Origin of the sequence: Paenibacillus sp. GM2FR, assembly GCF_002803325.1 — a bacterium.
GTDB lineage: Bacteria > Bacillota > Bacilli > Paenibacillales > Paenibacillaceae > Paenibacillus_AQ > Paenibacillus_AQ lautus.
The window spans coordinates 1,101,452-1,122,103 of record NZ_MKZM01000008.1 but is presented as its reverse complement, the minus strand read 5'-3'; the positions used below and the strand labels follow the sequence as shown (position 1 = coordinate 1,122,103).

Annotated in this window: 26 protein-coding genes and 1 pseudogene; 3 read left to right on the top strand and 24 right to left on the bottom strand. The window is 38.7% G+C overall.

The features are described 5' to 3' along the window. Positions 1–27: 27 nt before the first annotated feature. The 22 genes and pseudogenes from PAEVO_RS05410 to PAEVO_RS34170 form a co-directional block, all read right to left on the bottom strand. A complete protein-coding gene (locus PAEVO_RS05410; protein ID WP_100536618.1) occupies positions 28–690 on the bottom strand; it encodes a lysozyme inhibitor LprI family protein in 663 nt (220 codons plus the stop codon). A 24-nt stretch (positions 691–714) separates the two neighbouring features. Next, complete coding sequence (locus PAEVO_RS34595) at positions 715–849, bottom strand: hypothetical protein (RefSeq protein WP_279300441.1); 135 nt, start codon at positions 847–849, stop codon at positions 715–717. 115 nt (positions 850–964) lie between these two features. Next, positions 965–1,219: a hypothetical protein gene (locus PAEVO_RS05405; RefSeq protein WP_243390632.1), complete on the bottom strand. Its 255-nt coding sequence runs from the start codon at positions 1,217–1,219 to the stop codon at positions 965–967. 236 nt (positions 1,220–1,455) lie between these two features. Further along, positions 1,456–2,223 (bottom strand): nucleotidyltransferase domain-containing protein, encoded by a 768-nt coding sequence (locus PAEVO_RS05400; protein ID WP_100536616.1) that lies wholly within the window; start codon positions 2,221–2,223, stop codon positions 1,456–1,458. 433 nt (positions 2,224–2,656) lie between these two features. Next, a complete protein-coding gene (locus PAEVO_RS05395) occupies positions 2,657–3,202 on the bottom strand; it encodes a dihydrofolate reductase family protein (protein WP_100536615.1) in 546 nt (181 codons plus the stop codon). Positions 3,203–3,578: 376 nt separating this feature from the next. Then, a complete protein-coding gene (locus tag PAEVO_RS05390; protein WP_100536614.1) occupies positions 3,579–4,202 on the bottom strand; it encodes a hypothetical protein in 624 nt (207 codons plus the stop codon). 349 nt (positions 4,203–4,551) lie between these two features. Next, a complete protein-coding gene (locus PAEVO_RS05385) occupies positions 4,552–5,046 on the bottom strand; it encodes a DUF6933 domain-containing protein (protein ID WP_100536613.1) in 495 nt (164 codons plus the stop codon). Between the two features lie 200 nt (positions 5,047–5,246). After that, on the bottom strand, positions 5,247–6,275 hold the full coding sequence (locus PAEVO_RS05380) for an RES family NAD+ phosphorylase (protein WP_100536612.1): 1,029 nt from the start codon (positions 6,273–6,275) through the stop codon (positions 5,247–5,249). A gap of 24 nt (positions 6,276–6,299) precedes the next feature. Next, positions 6,300–6,524, bottom strand: a complete 225-nt coding sequence (locus PAEVO_RS05375) for a hypothetical protein (RefSeq protein WP_100536611.1) — start codon at positions 6,522–6,524, stop codon at positions 6,300–6,302. A gap of 225 nt (positions 6,525–6,749) precedes the next feature. Next, positions 6,750–7,361, bottom strand: a complete 612-nt coding sequence (locus PAEVO_RS05370) for a hypothetical protein (protein WP_100536610.1) — start codon at positions 7,359–7,361, stop codon at positions 6,750–6,752. 277 nt (positions 7,362–7,638) lie between these two features. Further along, positions 7,639–8,070 carry a GNAT family N-acetyltransferase gene (locus PAEVO_RS05365; protein WP_100536609.1) on the bottom strand — a complete coding sequence of 144 codons (432 nt, stop codon included), beginning with the start codon at positions 8,068–8,070 and terminating at the stop codon, positions 7,639–7,641. A gap of 121 nt (positions 8,071–8,191) precedes the next feature. After that, positions 8,192–8,380, bottom strand: coding sequence for a hypothetical protein (locus PAEVO_RS33675; protein ID WP_165789612.1), 189 nt, complete (start codon positions 8,378–8,380; stop codon positions 8,192–8,194). Between the two features lie 44 nt (positions 8,381–8,424). Beyond that, positions 8,425–8,649 carry a hypothetical protein gene (locus PAEVO_RS05355; RefSeq protein WP_100536607.1) on the bottom strand — a complete coding sequence of 75 codons (225 nt, stop codon included), beginning with the start codon at positions 8,647–8,649 and terminating at the stop codon, positions 8,425–8,427. 243 nt (positions 8,650–8,892) lie between these two features. Then, positions 8,893–9,585: a DUF4145 domain-containing protein gene (locus PAEVO_RS05350; protein WP_100536606.1), complete on the bottom strand. Its 693-nt coding sequence runs from the start codon at positions 9,583–9,585 to the stop codon at positions 8,893–8,895. Between the two features lie 256 nt (positions 9,586–9,841). Further along, positions 9,842–10,273, bottom strand: a complete 432-nt coding sequence (locus tag PAEVO_RS05345) for a GNAT family N-acetyltransferase (protein ID WP_100536605.1) — start codon at positions 10,271–10,273, stop codon at positions 9,842–9,844. Between the two features lie 202 nt (positions 10,274–10,475). Further along, positions 10,476–10,934, bottom strand: a complete 459-nt coding sequence (locus PAEVO_RS05340; RefSeq protein ID WP_243390631.1) for a hypothetical protein — start codon at positions 10,932–10,934, stop codon at positions 10,476–10,478. A gap of 130 nt (positions 10,935–11,064) precedes the next feature. After that, on the bottom strand, positions 11,065–11,610 hold the full coding sequence (locus tag PAEVO_RS05335) for a hypothetical protein (RefSeq protein WP_100536603.1): 546 nt from the start codon (positions 11,608–11,610) through the stop codon (positions 11,065–11,067). A gap of 300 nt (positions 11,611–11,910) precedes the next feature. Then, positions 11,911–12,594, bottom strand: a complete 684-nt coding sequence (locus tag PAEVO_RS05330) for a hypothetical protein (protein ID WP_100536602.1) — start codon at positions 12,592–12,594, stop codon at positions 11,911–11,913. Further along, on the bottom strand, positions 12,587–12,952 hold the full coding sequence (locus tag PAEVO_RS05325; protein WP_165789611.1) for a hypothetical protein: 366 nt from the start codon (positions 12,950–12,952) through the stop codon (positions 12,587–12,589). The genes PAEVO_RS05330 and PAEVO_RS05325 overlap by 8 nt, the downstream gene beginning before the upstream one ends. A 25-nt stretch (positions 12,953–12,977) precedes the next feature. Beyond that, a complete protein-coding gene (locus PAEVO_RS05320) occupies positions 12,978–13,820 on the bottom strand; it encodes a ParA family protein (protein ID WP_100536600.1) in 843 nt (280 codons plus the stop codon). A 478-nt stretch (positions 13,821–14,298) separates the two neighbouring features. Then, positions 14,299–14,851, bottom strand: a pseudogene (locus tag PAEVO_RS34090) (tyrosine-type recombinase/integrase). A gap of 8 nt (positions 14,852–14,859) precedes the next feature. Next, positions 14,860–15,237, bottom strand: coding sequence for a phage integrase N-terminal SAM-like domain-containing protein (locus tag PAEVO_RS34170; protein WP_243390850.1), 378 nt, complete (start codon positions 15,235–15,237; stop codon positions 14,860–14,862). 985 nt (positions 15,238–16,222) lie between these two features. Here PAEVO_RS34170 and PAEVO_RS05300 point away from each other — a divergent pair. After that, the gene (locus PAEVO_RS05300; RefSeq protein ID WP_100536597.1) at positions 16,223–16,807 is read left to right on the top strand and encodes a TetR/AcrR family transcriptional regulator; all 585 of its coding nucleotides are present in this window, start codon (positions 16,223–16,225) and stop codon (positions 16,805–16,807) included. Positions 16,808–16,945: 138 nt separating this feature from the next. After that, positions 16,946–17,896 carry a phospho-N-acetylmuramoyl-pentapeptide-transferase gene (gene mraY, locus PAEVO_RS05295; protein ID WP_207797448.1) on the top strand — a complete coding sequence of 317 codons (951 nt, stop codon included), beginning with the start codon at positions 16,946–16,948 and terminating at the stop codon, positions 17,894–17,896. Between the two features lie 94 nt (positions 17,897–17,990). Here the strand turns inward: mraY and PAEVO_RS05290 are convergent, their stop codons facing one another. Then, the gene (locus PAEVO_RS05290) at positions 17,991–18,926 is read right to left on the bottom strand and encodes a phosphotransferase enzyme family protein (RefSeq protein WP_100536595.1); all 936 of its coding nucleotides are present in this window, start codon (positions 18,924–18,926) and stop codon (positions 17,991–17,993) included. 194 nt (positions 18,927–19,120) lie between these two features. Continuing rightward, positions 19,121–19,435: a DUF1904 family protein gene (locus tag PAEVO_RS05285; protein WP_100536594.1), complete on the bottom strand. Its 315-nt coding sequence runs from the start codon at positions 19,433–19,435 to the stop codon at positions 19,121–19,123. 237 nt (positions 19,436–19,672) lie between these two features. Between PAEVO_RS05285 and PAEVO_RS05280 the strand changes: the two genes are divergently transcribed. Then, positions 19,673–20,584, top strand: a complete 912-nt coding sequence (locus PAEVO_RS05280; RefSeq protein WP_100536593.1) for an aminoglycoside phosphotransferase family protein — start codon at positions 19,673–19,675, stop codon at positions 20,582–20,584. Positions 20,585–20,652: the final 68 nt, after the last annotated feature.

Sequence of the window (20,652 nt, the reverse complement as noted above, 5' to 3'; positions counted from 1 at the left end):
TTCGAAGCATCACCTGAATGCCTTTGATCAAGATTCCAACTCTAATTTGCTTTGGTATAAAAACTCAACTTCACCATCTAGCAAATATCGATATTCAAATAATTGCATTGTTCTTTCCCTTATTCTCTCCATTATAACCGTGGCTAGGCTTACCGATCCTTGTGATCCAAGGTAACCATTATTAATAAATGTCTTCTCTACAAATTTTGTTTCCCTTAAGTGATACTGTAACCATTCTTTCTGCGATTCAATTAGTGCTTCTCTTGGTTCTCTATCCAACTTCGAAAGAAGCTTTTTATATATTTGGTTCAACTCTTTATCCCAAATCTCTGTATATTTGCTTTCCAACGCCCCCCATCCAAATGATGAAAACTCTTTGGAATTTTGAAATTCATTAAATTCCACTTCATAATCATGATCTATAGGATTTCGAAGCATTTCATCATAAAATTCTTCAGTCAAATCATAGTTCCCAATGCTCATGGATAACACTTCATTGTTAGAAGAATCTGATCGACCTTCAGTTATTTCTTTCGGTTCTGTTCCATTACCTGTACTTACTACATCAAGAGGCAGTTCAGAATTCATTATTGATTTAGTTTCGCTGTTCAAGGTAGTCAATTGACTAATATTTTGACAAGATGAAAACACTATCGTAATAAAAAATAATAAGAGTATCTTACCTTTCATAAATTATCTCCTTAAATATTATCTCTAATATTTACCGGTAATGACGCATAACGTTCCTGTATTCACTACGCCCCACCGACTTAAGCGATCATCGGGAGCGGCCGCGATGCGGTTAGTCGGTGCAGATGTCTCCCGGTAACGACTTCTCCGACTTATCATCCGGGACCGAGGCAGCTCGTCTGCCGATGCGTGAACACATTGTTATATGATTGATCGGCCTTCTTGATTTACTTCAACAATTAATGTTTTTATACGTTTTGTTAGTCGGTTTAATCTACGAATAATAGCCACCATCTAATAAATAAGTTCTTGTCTCTTTATAGTGTTTGTAGATCTTACTAAATGCCCTGTTTGCTTTATGCTGATAATCTCCATCACTTAGGCATGGTTTAATTACTTTCACTACTTGGCTCATGTTTGTATCACCTGGAATCTCGCCAGATATTAATTTTTCTAAATCTAGTTCAAATATCCCCTCAAAATTTTCCGAACAATCCCCATATACATATATTGCTTTTGTATCATTCATTTTAAGTAATTTGAATTCTATGCAGAATGCCATAGAATTACCGTCTTTCTTTGATTTGATTATTTATTTGCCAATCTTTCATATAACGTTTTGTATTGACGACGTCCTGGCCCCTTAGAGTCGATGCTTATAGTTGTGAGGCTTGCCGAACACCTAATGCAGTGACGTCCCGGCGGGCTTAGGGGGCTGGATGTGGTCACTCGCTTCTCAGAGTGACCCGGAGCGTCAATATGATGTTAGTCGAAGGAAGTTCTAGAAGCAGCTATTGCATTTAAGGCGTTCTCAAAATAGCTATATACTTCATCTGCAATTCCCAGAAACTCTTCAACAAGTACATTACTATCCAAGTAACAAGCATACAGATAATCAACTAAAGCGGAGTCAATCTCACAATAGTTTAATATGGCATTCTTCATCTTAATAATGTCATCTTGCCATACGCCTGTATCTTCTAAAACCAAAGAGTATAATGCACGAATTAATCTCTTAGAGTAACCTTTAATATATCTAGTTTTCATTGTGTTATCACTAGCATTAGTAAGTAAACTATGTATACGATCTACTTCCTCCTTGGTCTCTGTATTTAAGTCTAAAATGAACTCTGGAGAAATAATTATCGGTGGTACTTTTTCACCAACGTCATGACCATATATACAAACACAAATTATCTTAACCCAAAAACCCCACTCATTCGGTTTACTTAATACATCGTCAATCGAGCAAATTATCGTATCAATCTTAGTTACTACTGGATACTCTTCCAAAAGCCTGTCTTTAATAATTGATAATCTTTCGTAATCAATATCTTTGGGATTTACACATACAATAGTAAAGTCTGCATCTGACTTAAAAGGTTTAGCAGTTCCTTTTGGAATCGAGCCACACATATAAATGCTATGAATCTTACCTTTAAATTCGGTAAGTATATTATCTATATACTTATCAACAAAATCCTTATATTCACTTTGTATTACAATTCTATTTATAACTTTTTCTAATATCATATAGACTCCTCCTAAACTAAGAACTTCTTTCGGCTAACGTTCCTGTATTCACGACGTCCCACCGACTTAAGGCTCCGTCAGGAGCCGGTCGCGATGCGGTTAGTCGGTGCGGATGTGTCCGGCTGAATCTTCTTCCCCGCTACTGAAAATGCTTCCCCGAATCCACTTCTAACTCCTGCCGGACCGAGGGCCATATGGCCCGAAGCGTTAATATGATGTTAGACGAAGCACCTGACTTCTTGAATGACAATACAATATTTCGGATATCCTCCAACTCAAAAGGACCATCAGGCGAACTTCCCTGACGCCTATTTATATGAATATCTATACAGTTCAAGTAAGTAACTGGAATTAATCTTCAGACCGTCAGCACCACATAATGTTGCCGAAAGACAGTTTTCCCGCAACCTCGTAGTTGATTTCCTGATCAATCTTATCTATCCGGAAGATAAGTCAGAACAACTACGCCTGAACCGAATGTCTTTGTTTCCGCCAGTTTCAACACTTTATGATCGATCCCTTCTCCAAAGAGACGCTTTCCGTTTCCAAGCACAACTGGGAAAACCATGAGCCGATATTCGTCGATGAGGTCAAACTTGATCAGTGTTTGAACGAGCGCACAACTGCCAAATACCAAGATATCCTTACCAGGCTGCTGCTTCAGCTTGGATATTTCCTCCGTGATATTGCCCTTGATCAGCGATGAATTGTTCCATTCCACTTTTTCCAGGGTTGTTGAAATCACGTGCTTGGGGTAACCGTTCATCATCCGGCCATATTCCCCTTCTTGCTCAATCATATTAGGCCAAGCCGCTGCAAATTCAACATATGTTTCACGTCCAAGCAGAAGAGCGTCGCTTGCTTTCAGTTCATTGAACTTGAATTGCTTTGTTTCCTCACTACGAAATTGGATCGTCCACTGCGGATTATCCATGACGCCATCCAGCGAGACAAACTCAGATACAACTACTTTTCTCATTTTCATTCTCCTTTAGTTTCTTTCTACTATCCGTCTGTCAGAGCTTAATGATTCGATTCTTCATTTTCAAATTCTGTATTTGATAAATGACTCCTTCAAAGCGTATGAATGAGTAGCATTTAATTTTATTTAAATATATTGCATCAGCTCTTCAGGAATTTCGTCTAACGTTATTGTGTTCACGACGCCCCACCACCTTAAGTCCCGTAAGGGACGGCGTCAATGCGGTTAGGTGGTGCGCGTGTGTCCGGCTGAATCCGCTTCTCTGCTACTGAAATGCCTCTCTGATTCCACTTCTAATTTCGTGCCGGACCGAGGGCGAATGCCCGATGCGTGAATATTGTGTTATAAGATGTCCCCGCTTTCGAAGCGTTACTCAATAGTTTTTTCGTATAGTCAATGGCAAAGGTAATCCTTCAGTTTGCATCTCGTCGTCTTCAATATGTCTAATTTCTTTTACAACATATTTCCCTTCATAAAAAGCATACTCTACCTCTAAATAACCAGCATACTGTTCTGTTCTTCCATCTCCAATTCTCAAGCCGCCAATTAATTTCCCATTGACCACCTTATAATTTATCCAGTCGTCATAATATGCCTTTAAGTCACCATACTTTGATGTTTCATAAATCAATCTATCCTCTAGATATACTTGTTTTCCTGAAAATCTTATGTTCTCTTTGATGATTTCTTGTATAGGTTCAACGATGACTTCGGTCGAATTGATTGCTATTACATGCGCTTCCGAAAGAATAATTCCAGTTCCATGATCAAAAATGTTGATAAAGACAATCTCATTTTGATTATCTTGATTAATATCCTCATAGTAAATTATTGGATCTCTCAAAGAACTTTGATTCCATCGAAAGGGTCCGACTTCACCCTCATTATTCCTAATAATGAAATCTGAAATCTTATCACCATGTTCAGATAATTTTCCAGTAATATGAATATCATGATCTTCATTAATGAATTCAATTGTTTTGCTTACTTCAACCAATTGTTCAGAATCAATTGTTTCTCCATTTTCCTTATTTTCTGTTTTGACTACTTCTTCACTACATCCAACTAGAAAGAGAAGAATTAAATGAATTAAAAGATATTTTTTAATTTTTCTTTCTCCCTTCAGATATTGAGTTTTTGTATGGTTTGCGGGGATTTCTTATAACGTCTCTCGTATTCACGAGCCCGAGAACCTTAAGCCCCAACGGGGCGGCCGCAGCGCGGTTAGGTTCGCAGGGTTGTCCGTCTGAGTTATCTTCTCTGATATCCCTCGGGCGGACCAAGGGCCGAATGGCCTGATGCGTGAATACGTTGTTATGCGATTCCAATACCACCCTGAATAATCTTCAAACTACGTTGTAGTTCTTATGATCCCATAAGGATTCTTTAAAGTAATTGATCGGTTCCATGTAATCTATTGGTTTATGTATCATTCTATTCAGCCATTTCAAGCGTTCAAAATTATCGCAAAAGTCATCCTCAGTAAACCATGTAACTTCTTTCATTGTTCCTAGGACACTTCTGTTGTTTGTCTTCGAAATAACTACTTCTGTGCAATACTCTAAATATCTATTGATCAATGTATCGTTAACTCCCTCTCGGAGTAAGTATTCCCGAAAAGTTAACATGAATTTATCTTTCAATCGCTCTAATTGCCCTGTTCTTATTCCATCAATTATAATAGCTAATCTAGCTAGATCGTTCACAAAGACAATGTGTTTTCGTTTGTTCAAGATATATATATTTACATGCCAACTTAAAAACGGAGCTACATTGATGTCTTCAACTGGGGTTGTTTTCATGTCTTTCAATAGGTCTTTAGTAAGTCTTAAAGTAAGCATTCTGTTGTTCCTTTCTCGCACTGGTTTCGCATAACGTTTCCGCATTCCTGACGTTCAAGCGGCTTAAGTGACCATATGGAACGGGTCGTCAGACTTAGCCGGTTGAATGTGTCGCCTGAGTCCACTTCTCAGATGTTCCTCTTGGCGACCAAGGAGCCTTAGCGACGCTGCAGGAATGCATTGTTATGCGGAGTAATTCTCTACTGTGAATTTGCTGAATTAAGAGTCTCCCTTAATTTTTGTATTAGCACTTCACTTTTAGTGTTACTTTCATTGAATATAAATATTTCATCAACTTCGATATTTCTTATATACTCTTCGTAATTAATTATTGCAAGGTTCATACCTTCTTCAAAGCGCACACTCGGATATCTAATGGCATGAAATCCAGTTGCTTTAGCACAATCAGCAACAAATCTCGTAAATACATAATGAGGTTTATGCCATCCTTCGCCTTCACTAGGGGAACTCATTAATGATGACCATCTTATTAAGTTAATTATGTTTGACTCAATAGATTGCATTGTTAAGTCCAAAATTTTGATGGGTTCTTTTATTTTGATCTTTGCAATCATTACACCCTTTTTTGGTGATCGTAGTTCATGAAAGCATGTTTCTGGTTCCTCGGAAAGGTATAATACTTGTTTTCCAGCATGGTTATATCTTCCCTCACCAACTTTCTCTTTAGGAGGAGCCAGAAAGTCCATAGCTGTATAAACAGTTTCATCATTGATTATCCGCGCTCTATAGACTGTATCAGAAGAAAATTTTGGTTCAGTTATTAGAGATATTTTAGATATCTCTTGATATACCTCAAGTGCAAAAACATGTGATAAAAGTAAAAAAGGTGTCTCATAAGCTATTTTTGCAATTTCCTCTATGAGTTGCTCAAATCCATGTGGAACATCAAATGGCATATTGTAGGGATAAATAAATCCATTTAATTCATGGTTACACCGAGGACAGACCAACTCAGAAGAAAATTTGTTGAATTCTTCCTCAGATATTAAATCAGAAAATCGCATCATTGAATATAATGATGAAATTCGTACTGAATATCTTTGAAAATCAATATCGTTAATATAGACACCCGGCCAATACTTTATAAATTCGTTTACACAATTTTCACAGCATATAATATCAGCTGAGAAAATTGAATCAAACTCTTCTGAAAAAACTAAATGAAACAATTGGAGTTTTTCTTGTAGTGTTATTTCATCTTCGCTCAAATCAATCACCTTTTAGTTTTAGAATTATTCAAACAAATCCGTATTGCGACCGTACCCTCTTGTCTGACCCAGAATATCTCGTCTAATTTTGTTCTCGGTTTGATCATTCAAATTGGGTTTAATAAGTAAATTTAAATCATGATCTCTAAGAGCATTTAATATTCCTTCCTTAAATCTATCTGAATTAATCTCTGCAAGTAAGAATTCTGCAATTACTTCATCTTCTTGAACTTGATTAAGTATCTTCACTTGTTAATCCCCCACAAATATGTTTTGTGCTGATTTCCTATAACGTTCTTGTATCTACGAACCATCACTGCCTTAAGGGAGCGACAGCGACCGGCCGCGACGCGGTTAGGCAGTGCAGGGTTGTCTGCCTGATTCAACTTCTTCGAAAAACCTCGGGCAGACCAAGGAGCGTCAGCGACGCAGCGTAGATATGGTGTTAGCTGATCAGCCATCATTGAATTCACATTAATATTCTTTAAAAAACCATTCTTCCATTTTAATTATCATTTGATTAGCAGTTTCTACGCTTTTCCTATTAATCCATCTAAACAATGGTTCTCTAATAAAACTAGTCAATTCTTCTTTCGTCTTGTCTAGGCTTCTCAACAATTCCTCATATTCATATTCTATAAAGTATAAGGTTTCTTGCGTTTCAGTTGACCTGTCAGGGTCATCCGACCATACCTTAACATGGTTTTCATCATATATCATTCCTGGATTTGGATCGTGTCCCAACCAAGGACTAGTTCTACTCTTTACAGAATTAGAAACCTCGCTCCAGTCTTCTAAACCACAACAACAACTAGGTAGTATCAATTTGTTATCTTCAAAAAAACCAATACCTCCTGAGAGTGCTACTCGTTCTTCATTAAATAGTTCATTGAATGATTCTTCTAGGGATTGTTTTACATTAATATGGTTATATCCGAATAAAAGGATTAAAAATAAAACAACATCCTCTTCCTTACTTTCAGCATCTAATATAGTGTATTCCTTACGTGTTACATCGTTTTCAATCCAGATTGGGCATTCATAATAAGGTTCTATAATAATGGCTTTTGTGTATGGTTTGATCATATGTTTCACTCCACATATGTTTAATATTGAATTTTAATTTCATTTTGCAGGAATTTCATCTAACGTTTATGTATTCCCGAACCCGAGAACCTTAAGGCCCAAAGGGCCGGCCGCCGCGCGGTTAGGTTCGCAGGGTTGTCTGACAACGCTTCCCTGTACCTCTGAATTCGCTCCGTAGTGAAATCCTTTCGCTCTTGGCGGACCAAGGGGCGAACACCCCACTGCGGGAATATGGTGTTATGTGATGTCTGCCTCATCTTCGAAAAACTTTCAAAACTTATAAGTACTTCTTAAAGGCTTTACTCGAATCACCGTCATAACCTAACTTTGTATAGAACTCGTGTGCTTGCTTCCTCGAAGCTCCGCTGGTTAAAAAGACCTTAACACAATCCCTTGAAATACACAGATCTTCAATATGCTTCATAATGAGCGATCCATAACCTTGACCTTGTCTGTTTCCAGATACAATTACACGTTCTACAACCCCAAAAGGTTGTGACTCTATCAACGCATCTAAACATAGATGCAGATGTGCAGTTGCAACGATCTCTTGGTCTACTTCGCAAATGAACAAGAAACTATTAGGATTTTGTTTAATTTCTTCTATTCTATCTTCCAACACTTTTATTTTTGTGTTGTTTGGAAGCAGCTCTTTATATAGTCGTTCAATAGCTTCGGTGTCATTTGTTTCAGCTTCACGAATTATCATTCACATTCTCCTCTGTATTTAGGCTGATTTCACATAACGTTCCTGTATTCACGACCCGACGTATGTCGTGTGTCCGGCGACTGCCGGACCAAGGGCGTATGCCCGCAGCGTGAATATTATGTTATGTGCTGTTGCCGACTTCTCTGAGTTTCTTACAAATGGCCTTTAATTGTTCTTCATACAACTTTTTATTGAATTCTAATGATTTGAGGTTAGTATAATCCCAATAACCCCCATCTGATTCCTCACCCCTGAACGGTTGTTCAAATTCACTCCAGATAATAACTTCATCTTCTTCAGTTATTCTCACTATCAAAGGCCAACATCCCGGCTCGCAACAGTTACATCCCAACACTAGCGTTTTCCCATCGTAATTGTAAATATCATTTTCATTAAGTTTTCTTCAATGTCTTTTAAATATGCTATATTCAAACCCTCATATCCCCCAGCAATTGAAGGTTCAAACTGGATTTCATATCTTCTCATTAATTCGTTCAGATTCTCGCCGTTTATATAAATACCTAAGATTTGAGCATCTTGCTCTTCGGAATATTCTATAGTGAAATGAATTACGTCCATGTATACAACTCCATTTTTCTTTAATGATTATAATCTGAAAATCTCTAGGCAATTGCACATAACGTTTCCGTATTCACGACATCGATCTCCCTTAGATAGCTCTTATCTTAGGGAGATCGATGTGTCCGCTTGAACTAGCTTCCCTGCCAATAGCCTCTAGCGGACCAAGGATCGGCGCAAGCCGATCCGCAGCGTGAATATAATGTTATATGATGATAATGCCTTCCGTGAATCACTTGCTAATTATTTCATTTCTGGTTTACCAAGCTCTACTAGCTTTTTGTTTAATTGTTCTCTTCTCTCTTGAAGTCTCTTAGGTTGTACAAATGTAAAATCAAATAATGCTTCTATCACTTCTATAGTCCACTCGGCTTCGCCAACTTCAACGTCAACTACATCTCCCGAACTGGTACTCTTTAAGGGATGCGCTGCAAAATTCCCTATGTTTCTGATTGCATCAATAGAATTAGAAAGATATGAAGGAACACCAGGTAAATTAATAAATTCTTCAATCTGTTGAACTAAATTATATTTATTTATATCAAATTCTTCTGAGAGAATTTGCTGAAGAATTCTTCTACTTAATGCTGCACTAGCCTTAGGGCTTATATTCAGTATTTGCCATGCTTGAACAAAATCAATTTTATAGTTCTCTGGTATCTCACTAGGTACGCTTCGAGTAATTATTTTATTTGGATATATTACTTTATCTTCAATGGTCCTGTTTAGAAACCAATCCCCAGCCGTAAAATCATCTTCATAATATTTGAATTTTCCTTTTGTTAAGAAAAGTATTATTTCATTACACTCAGGGCAAAAATCCCCCGAGACTTGGTAACCAAATCTTTCCTTGCCATTCTCATCTTGATCATTAATGAATGTGCTATAGTTCTTTCGATCAATCTTAATACCAGTATTGCAATTTGGACAAATCATTTCACAACCTCTTTCTATTGAATTTGCATTAATTTCATATAACGTTTATGTATTCCCGAACCCGAGAACCTTAAGGCCCGAAGGGCCGGCCGCGGCGCGGTTAGGTTCGCAGGGTTGTCCGCCAACGCTTCCCTGTACCTCTGAATTCGCTCCGCAGTGAAATCCCTTCGCTCTTGGCGGACCAAGGGGCGAACGCCCCGCTGCGGGAATATAGTGTTATGTGATGTCTGCCTCATCTTCGAAAAACTTTCAAAAATTATAAGTACTTCTTAAAGGCTTTACTCGAATCACCGTCATAACCTAACTTTGTATAGAACTCGTGTGCTTGCTTCCTCGAAGCTCCGCTGGTTAAAAAGACCTTAACACAATCCCTTGAAATACACAGATCTTCAATATGTTTCATAATGAGCGATCCATAACCTTGACCTTGTCTGTTTCCAGATACAATTACACGTTCTACAACCCCAAAAGGTTGTGACTCTATCAATGCATCTAAACATAGATGCAGATGTGCAGTTGCAACGATCTCTTGGTCTACTTCACAAATGAACAAGAAACTATTAGGATTTTGTTTAATTTCTTCTATTCTATCTTCCAACACTTTTATTTTTGGGCTGTTTGGAAGCAACTCTTTATATAGTCGTTCAATAGCTTCGGCGTCATTTGTTTCAGCTTCACGAATTATCATTCACATTCTCCTCTGTGTATTTAGGCTGATTTCACATAACGTTCTTTGCATTCACGACGCGGCCCAGCCTTAGATAGCTCTTATCTTAGGCTGGATCGTGTGTTGTCTGAGCTACTTCCATGATTATTCATCTGACAACCAAGGGGCGTAATCCCCGCAGCGTAAATGCAATGTTATGTGAAGTACATGACTTCATGAATTCTCATTCAAAAATCCATTTTTCTCCATAACCATCATTATATCTGCCAGGGGTTTGATCATGAATATTATTAATTGTCTTAACAGCTCTGTACCATGCCACATGCTCATTACTGTCTTTAGTATATGTTATCTTAAATAAAATGTTGTGATTGCTAACTTCATAGTTAAATGGTGTTGTAAAGTCCTGTTCTTTTAATTTTTCTATAGTTAATACATGACCGCCGCGAGATTCAATTATTTTGTGTATTTCCTTCTTTAAATTATCCTCATGTAAATTAGATATGACAAAAATAATCGGAATGCAGATAAGCATAGTTATTACTATTATTCCAACTACTATACTCTTCTTCTTCCTAAGCATGACAGCTAGTATAATGCCTGAGAGTAATACAAATAAAAAAATGAATAGTAAAATATTACTCGGGTATTCCATAGTTATTTCCTTTCTCAGGTATTTCACATAACGTTTCTGTATTCACGACCCAGCATATGCTGGGTGTCCGGCGAATGCCGGACCAAGGACGTATGTCCGCAGCGTGAATATTATGTTATCTGTTGTAGCCGCTTCTTAGAATAATCACTCATAGGCTTCAAAACCAAGTTGTTTTAGGCTTTGCTGGATCTTGAACTCCTGTTTCAAATTCAATAAATACTCCGAATTCATATGCAAGCCTATTATGCCTTGATTTATCCGTATAACAATTAAGTTTTGTCAGGTCAAAATTTTTTTCTTGAAGATTGTTATTTGTCGATTTCTTTATTTCTACAATCAAATGATTTCTTAAATTTTCTCCTCTTTTATGAACTATAATATCTGGGAAAATTGATAGTGCCATATACTCTATATTGTCTTGGATAATGTCGGCAGAGAATGTTCTTTTAAGTCTTTTGATTTTCCAATACTCTTTTTCTACGATGTAAATCATCTTCTTCTTTTTCTCTTCATCAGCGTTTTTGTTATATTCACAATCAACATCATATTCACTGAATTGTTCTTGAAGATATGTAGCATATTTATGAGCGATTGTTCTTTCATTTAAATCATTAATTAATAAATATAGATCACGTTCAAAAAGTTTTGTAATCGCTTTATCTACTTTCTGCTTCACATCTCTTAGTTGAGCGTTTTTATCCATTCTATATCTCCTACCTTCGTATTTAGGATATTACAGATAACGTTTTTGTATCTACGAATCCGAGAGGCTTAAGGCGCGAATGCGCCGGGTCCGACGGACTTAGCCTCGCAGGGTTGTGAGCTGAATCCGCTTCTATGCTTTCCTCTTCTTGTGAACCAAGGGCCGAACGGCCCGCAGCGTAGATACATTGTTATCAGAAGTTCTTGACTACGCAGCCCCTACATAAATTAAATTATTCTAAAAAAGAGACTGTGATTACACAGCCTCTAAATTGAATTATACTTCTGACATTAATAAAAACTAAGAGCTTAATTGTACTTGTACATCAGCTTGTAGACTAGAAAGTTGCTCATTTAATAAAAAAGATAATGTCGCTTTTTTTCTAAAAAAGACATGTTCTACTTCATTAGAAAACCTTCTAATTATCATTTCACAAACTCTAGTAAGTAAAACACACATCTGTTCTAGATGACCTTCAATTTTTCCTGATTCTATTACTTCTTCCTCTATACATTTGTAGAACTGATGAATTTTCATATCGGCCATTATATTACTATGTACATAATTATTACTGATTGTATATTTGCTCTCTAGTAAATTAATTATTTCTATTTCTTCATCTGATTCAGAACAAGTTGACCTTGACTGTTTAAAAAGTTCATTTACACCTGTTTTATCAGAGTCATCTAGTAGTAAAATGGTCCTTAAAACATTCTCGATAAATGATCTAATATTAAAATGATAGTATCTTTCTTTATGCTCTTTTAAAGAATTCAAAGCACTTAACATATCATATATCATGCTTTTTGGGTAATGAATACGACTATGATTATCTACAAATAGCTTGATAAAGATCATTTTTTTCACTACACAAATTAATTTATTTCTCGCCAAAGTTGAGATGTCGACATCATACATCTCCATAAAATCCCTTATTGAATCTTTTGTTCCTAAAGGATCGTATTCAAGTATATTTCTATTCATTTTGATTATTTAATCCTCTCATCCACTTCTTCATGTTCTCATTTGCATTATTTCTCCTTGTATTTCCATTTCCATCACTTATATTAGTAGACAAATCTTCTTGAAAATATTCAATCATATTTTCCATAATAGAACTCTTCTGTTCTTCATCATAATGAAAGATTTCTTTAGATATTCGAGCAAAAATTAATGTTCTAGAACGAACTACGTATGGTAGAAAATTAATATCAAACACCTTTTTTATATATTTATCTACTTCTTCATTCTTACTGAAAATATCTTTTGAATAGATCAACAGACTATTAAGTCCAATTAGTTCACTCGTATCAACATTAGATTTAAAGCGATTATTATTCATCCTTTTGAAAACTTCATTACTAGTATTATTCATTACTTTCCACCTCAACCCTTTCAATCAGCTCTAAACATACCTGTTCAATATCTCTTTTAGATTTCTGATAACTTGAGGATATATTCTCATTATAGCCAACCATTAAATCTCGAACAAACGAAGTTTTCGATTCAAATATGTATAAATCCTTAACAGATTCTTCGCATTCAAAACTTTCTTTAAGTTCCCTAGTCTTTTGGGTCATATTATCTTCTACCATTGTATATACAATCCCTAGTAACTGTATAGACAACTCCTCTTCATCGACCAATCTACTTATAACAGATTGTAGCGAAGTAATACCCAAGGAAGAGTACCTATCAATTCTATTTGGGACTATATAATAGTCTGATGCCATCAATGACGCATCAGTATAAAATGAAATAGTTGGTGGACAATCAATTAAAATAAAATCATAGACTTCTTTTAACTTATTATCTCTTATAAATTTTCTAATTCTTTTAGTTCGTGAATTGTCTTTCGAGTTATCATCAAATATCAAATTAATATTACCGCAAATTATATCCAGATTATCATCTAGTTTAACAATAACATCCTCAGCTTTGGCATATTCATTTGGTTCATAAACACTTGTTGTATTTTCGAATAGTTTCCTTATTGTCATATTCTTCTTCAGGAATGTATCTAAATACTCATCTACTCTATCATAAGCCCCCATTAAAGATTGAGTAGCATTAAATTGTGGATCAACATCAATCATCAGCACTTTTCTATTAAGAAAATTTGCAAGATACTCACCTGTACCAATACATAAGGTGGTTTTACCCACTCCACCCTTCATGTTAATAAATGAAATAACTTTTCCTTCTTTCATCAAGTTGCATCCCCCTATACCAAATATGTATATTAAGCTTCATAGATCGCATAACCCGCTAGAAAAGTAATGTTAACTTTAATAAGAGCCTCACTTACAAACATAAATGGGCTCTTCGCTATATCACATGGTAAAAGGTACATTTACTAAGCTAATAGAGCGATTTGACATGGAGCCTCTACAGGCATGAGTACTCGCGAAAGGCGCGAAGCGTAATGACATCGCTATGCTAACCAGCTTATCATGCCCGCCTCTCTATATAAAATCGCTATATAATTAACCCACATTGAGTATCGATGAAGCCATAATTGTATAAGCTTAAAAAGTTTTAAAAAAAACTATATTCATGGATATTAAAACATATAGCTTTTAACTTATCCATGTAAAAGATGTTAATTTTTTATCTTTCACAGTGTTACAAGAATTTCTGATAACGTTTTTTTCACGAACTTCTCAAAAACATCATCTCTTGAGGTGTTCACGAACTTCGTGAACACTCCATTAACAACCATGTTTGCGACTCCTCTTCCAATTGATCTAACGGACTTTTAATCCTTCTTATGTCCTTCACACTCACATGTGTATACCTTTCGGTGGTGCGTACACTTTGATGACCGAGCAACTCTTGAATGAAGCGAATGTCTATTCCACCTTCCAATAGATGTGTAGCGAATGAATGGCGCAAAGTGTGAATACTAACCTTTTTCTGGATTCCAGAAGCAGCACGTTTGTTCGAATACTTTTTAAACCGTTCGCTCAGTAATATGGCGCTCTGGGTGTTGACCTGGGAACATCCACTTCTCAGGCTTTTCTCGTTGTAAATACGGTTGAACCATATCCATAGCTGTATCGGATAATAGCGTAAGACGATCCATTCGACCTTTGCCTTGATAAACTCGAAGTGTTTTTCGCTCGATATCAATGTCTTGGGTTTTCAACCGGACCACTTCCCCTACCCGTAATCCTGAAGAATAGGTAAGGTATAGGATCGCACGATGTTTCAAATTTTGGAGTGCTTTTAAGATCAACATCACTTCGTTCATCGATAACACATTCGGCAACTTTTTTTCTTTCTTGGGGCGAACATAAGAGCCTGTTTCCTCAAGCAATAATACTTTTTGAGCATAGAATTTGATCGCGCTTGCGTTTGATTAACATAGGAATGGGAACATTTCCTATGAAGTAAGTGTAAGGAATAACTCTGAATCGCTTTCTCGTGACCAATCCCATTATTTTGCTGCTGTACAAAAGCATGAAATCGATGGACTTGACTACAATAAGCTTTTATCGTTTTTTTACTATAACCTCGAAGCTGCAGTGCATGAACGAAAGACCTTTTTATCGACTCATTCCATGAATAGATTGGAATGTGATCCTGTATGTGAACTTCATTGTTGAACAAGCTGCACTCTTTCATCAACATGCTATCAACATGAATCTCTGTTCCTTCAAAAAGTCTATACAACTGTTGAATGGATTCGGGCGTAAATGGAATCATCCAGACCTTTTTATCACGGACCCATTTCCTTCCTGAAATTTCTCGAATCTTCATCACCATTTGTTCATCATACTTAAAACGAACATATAAGGAACCTTCATCATTTCGAGACACCCATATACCCACGTCGTTCCCACCCTCTCATTATAGCAGCAACCTAATTATTGGAAAGCAAAAAGAGCTCACAATCGCCGCAATCGACGTTGTAAGCTCCCGATACTTTCGGTGCTATCCATCACCCTTTATAATCTAGCCGCATTCAATTCAGTAATATTGCGCTTAGGGTTTAAAATTCTTATAGCCATTAAATAGATTAAACCATAATCAAGGCAGCCATGGCTACTTCATTTCTCACCTTACTTCAAGCACGAAAATGTAGTGCAAGCGAAATCTTCGTACTGCACTTCGCGTGTAACATGATGACGAGTAGCGTAGCGAATCGGTCTTGATGTTTCACGCCTCTTCGAGTAACTCACATTATCTTTTGCTACGAATGCACCAGTACCGTCAACGCGCCTTACTTCTATCCAATAAGCTGGAACATTTGACTCTTAAGATATATAACCATCTGAGTTTGGTGGCGATTCTTAGATTATACTTGGATGTAAATACTCGTGGAATTAAATATAATATCGGTGACTAATGTCCCAAGAAAGCAAACTATTAGACTTGTGGCAGCGTTATGTAAACAGGCTGTATAGTGGAGTATGCACTACTTCAATTTATACAGGGTCAATGTACCGGCTGAGCCGTAAACTACTCAAAAGACTGAAAAATAAGGTTAATTAAATCGTTATGAATCCAGCAACAACAGTTGCAGCTACTGCCCGGATTCAGTACATAAGTTGTTTTGTATAATAGAGAGATACATATTGTGGAACTGCGAAGGAGTGGAGCTATCGTCATGAAACCGGAGTTAGATCCGAGAGAAATCAGAACCCTGCAAAAAATTAAAACCGCTCTCCTTCACATGATGGCTTCCCGAATCGATCCCATCTCCATTACGGATCTATGTGCCGAGGCACAAGTGACACGGCCTACCTTTTACAAGCATTTTAGCAGTGTAGCCGAGTTAATGGAGGTCATGTCCAAGGAGAAGATGGAAGATTTGGAACGCCGCATTGTGATCGAGAAAAAAATATCCCTTCAAGAAGTTGATTATGATGAGCTGCCCTCCAATATGGTCGCGTTATTCAACCATGTGCTGGAGAATCGGCAGTTTTACGAAGCTTTCATCTTAATCCATCCGGACACGCCATTTACGCGTTATTTCAAAGCCACGCTCTACCATTTTGTAAAGGTCGGGCTTGAAGCTGCCATCGAGACAGGCGCCGAGATCAGCGTTCCGTCGGAAGTGGTGATCAACTTTATGACGGGTGCGTTTCACGAGACCATCTTGTGGTGGATGTTAAAAGGCTATCCTTACACTCCACAGGAAATGACGGCTATGGCATTACGTTTATCCATTAACGGACCCTATCAATTCTAGAACATGAAGAAAGAGTAGGGCATAGTAGTCAAGAAAAGGATTACTCTTTTTGTTAACTTCATATCAGAAGGAATATTTGTCCATTTCATCGAAATACAATGTACTAACACGAAATCGATAGAAAGAGATGTGTATGAGATGAATGGAATTCTGGGTGTATCCGGACTATCCTTCTTGCTGGTGACACTGTTCACGCCGCTGCTTATCTGGGGATTGCGCACGTTAAAGCTTACGCAGCCGATACGGACCGAGCTGCCTCCCGATCATCAGGCCAAACGCGGGACGCCGTTAATGGCAGGTCTTATATTGCTGATTGGCGTTGCCATTTCACTGCAATTTCAACCTACGCCGCTAACCGTTTTTTTATGCTCGACCTTCCTCTTGTTCAGCTCGATCGGGTTTATGGATGACTTCAAAAAAGCTGCGTGGCAGGACCCGTCCGGAATCTCCGGTCGCATGAAGCTTGTATTTCAGTTCCTGTTTACCGGCGCGTTGCTGTATGTACTGTTCCATTCCTTTTCACTAACAAGTGATATCCGACTCTTCAACGGGTTCCAGCTCCATTTGCCGGTTAGCGTGTACGTCATCATCATGCTGCTGTTCATTGTGGGCTCGGCGAATGCCATTAACTTTACCGACGGATTGGACGGACTGTTAATCAATGTAGCTATACCTACTTATTTTTTCTTCTTTTTAATCTCCGACAAACCGGAAGTGCAAATGTTCTCACTAGTCATGGTCGGTTGCCTGCTCGGCTTGCTGCTCTACAATATTCATCCAGCCCGGGCTTTCATGGGCGATACGGGATCTCTCGCCATTGGTGGCTCCCTATCATTCTTAGCGGTGATCGAGAAGGTCGAAATTCTGATTCCGCTGCTGTTCATCATCTATTTGGCCGAGCAGCTCTCAGTCATACTGCAGGTTTGGTACTACAAACGCACCAAGCTGCGTCTGTTCCGAATGGCACCGATCCATTTCCACTTCAGTCTCAAGTACGGCTGGAGCGAGAACAAAATCGTGATGATTTTCGGTTTTGTCTCCTGGTTTATGGCCCTGCTCTGTTGGTTACTAGCAAAATACGTGATGTGAAACATTGGGATAAACAAGCAAGGAAAAGCCTCCTGGTAGATGTCCGGAACTCTACTGGTTGGCTTTTTTACATGTTGAGACCCAGGCTTTGAACTTACGGCGTAATCCCTTCCAGCTCTTTTTTCAAATGGTTGAGGGTCACTTTTCGATCCCCGTCCGCCTGAGTATCGTAGAGGAGCTGCTCCATGAATTCCCAGACATCCTCCAGCTTGCGTCTCCCTTGATAAAATGTCAGCGCCTCGATGTTCACCTCATACTGACTGTGTGTATTCGCATAAATTCTCATGAATTCTGAAAAATAGGGCTCATCCACAAACGACATCATATCGGCTTCGACCGGTGCCAACTTCAGTCCCTCCCAATCAATCAGTTTCAGGTGCTGCCCCGTAAACATCAGATTCCATCCATGTACGTCGGTATGGCATAACGCCATTCGCAGATCACGATTCTTCAGCGCTTCGGACAGCTCTTCAACTTTAAGCATTAATTTCTTCAAGCTATCGATATGATGAAGCAGCACTTTCCCGAGGTCATACGGCAACTCCCCGTCCAGCGTGCTCCTTAGCTGATCAAGAAACGGCACCGTGTAGTTTTCCGTCATGGCACCTGTCACCAGCGGAAAATCCTCACCGTAGCGATGGAGCTCTCCAATCATCTCTGCCAATTGTCTCACTTGATCCTTCGTCAGCTTGGTGTCGGCGATTGTATCCCCGACGATATATTCATACAACAGATAAATTCCTTCGTCATCCTCGCATTGATAGCAGCCGTCTTGTGTGAGAATCGGAACAGGAATCTTCCCCTTTAAACGACTATGCTCCTCAAGCCACAACAGTACAGGCACGTAATCATCAATCAGCGCAGTCCATTTGGGCGTGGAAGCCCGGCTCTTCTCATAAACCTTCAGGAAATAGGCCTGTCCATCCATCTGCACTTTATAAGCGAGCGCTGCCCAACCACCCTTCTGTGGTACAACGACGGTATGATCCAATCCGTAATATTTCTTCAATATGCCTTGTAATTGATCCATGGGTCCTCCTATCAACCTTCTTATAAATCTTGGTACTCTCTCACTTTATCATAACGATCGTGCAGATAAGTTATAAAGTCCATCATTCATGACAAGATGCTCATATCAGCTAAGAAACATTGAGCCTGTTTTACCTCATATAAAAAAACAAGGATGCATCTCCTGCATCCCTGTCTCGCCTGCAATGTCTTATTTTATTCTAACGGCCTGCCTTCTTTATAATAAAGACTCCGCTGAAGAATCACGAAGAAAATATGTACGTTCCGGTACCCGTGTTCCGACAAGATGTCGTGAATGCGGGCTGCAACAGCATCATGAATCTCCTGAGATCTCTGGAACATGAGGATTTCCACGGATAACGGCGTATTGGTTATGATCTGATAAGGAAGCAGTTCGATCTTCACAATTTCCTGCGGTATTTGAACAATCCCCGCGAATTCGGCAACGACCTGTGGTGTGATTTCTTCAAGAAAAACTTCGGTAAATCCTTTAAAGCGTAAATATGGCACTCTAATCCCTTCATTTCGTCGAATTATTGTCTTATAGATGTCCTCAAGTGACTTTTATCTCTCTTCTACTATACAATATTGTTATTGTGAAAGGAATCACTATGATTCAGATACACACTTTCGCTGGTCATTTTCAACTATAGTTATCTCTTCGATTGCCTGTACGGAGCGCTTCCGTTAGACTTGATAACATCCGATACATCTTACGAGAAATTCATTATGGAGGTGAAGGTCACCATGGGACGAAATCTATGGGATGCCGAATGGGAAGTAACCGAGTCGTTAGTGCGTCTACTGCTTACCCGTCAATTTCCCCAGTTGTCCGCTCTCCCGATCCAGGAAATTGGAAACGGATGGGACAACACCGTTTATCGCGTTGGCGATGCGTATGTATTTCGCTTTCCTCGAAGAGGTATTGCCATATCTTTACTTAATACCGAAGCAAAAATCCTGCCCAAGCTTGAACACTACATAACCGTACCTTATGCGAAACCCCTTTTCTTCGGAAAAGAAAGCGAAGACTTTCCTGCACCTTTTCTGGGGTATACCTATCTTCCAGGAAAATTTCCGATTGGAATTTCAGATGAAATGCGGATGCTTTCGGCGTCAACGCTCGCCCACTTTCTGAAGAATCTCCATGCTTTTCCCGTGGAGTTAGCGCAGCAGGCGGGAGTATTGTCTGACCAGCGTAATCTGACCGATATCGCCGGCCGCAAAGAGAAAATGCTGAATCTCCTCTCCAGTCTTACCCTCTATATTACGCAAGCGGAGTTGAACGAAATCGCTGACTATTTGCGGGGCATCCAGTTAGAACGGGCCAGGCATCGACACGTTCTTATCCACGGCGATCTCCATTTTAAAAACATGTTGGTCGACGATGCCGGCAAGCTTTCGGGCATTATTGATTGGGGTGACGTCAACATCGGCCATCCAGCCTGTGACCTGAGTATCGTTTACAGCTTCCTGCCACCGGCCTCCAGGGAGGATTTCTATGACATCTATGGCGAAGTGGACGACGAAACTAAGATTCTGGCACGGATGATCGCCGTATATATCCCCATGTTAATATTCATGCAGGCCATCGACGATAAAGATGAAGCCATTGCACTGGAAGCCAAATCGATTATTCAGCGTGCCATCGCCATGTAATGGTTCGATCGTTATGGCGGAAGCATATCTCATATAAAAAAAGAAGCTTGAAAAGCCTTCAAGCTTCT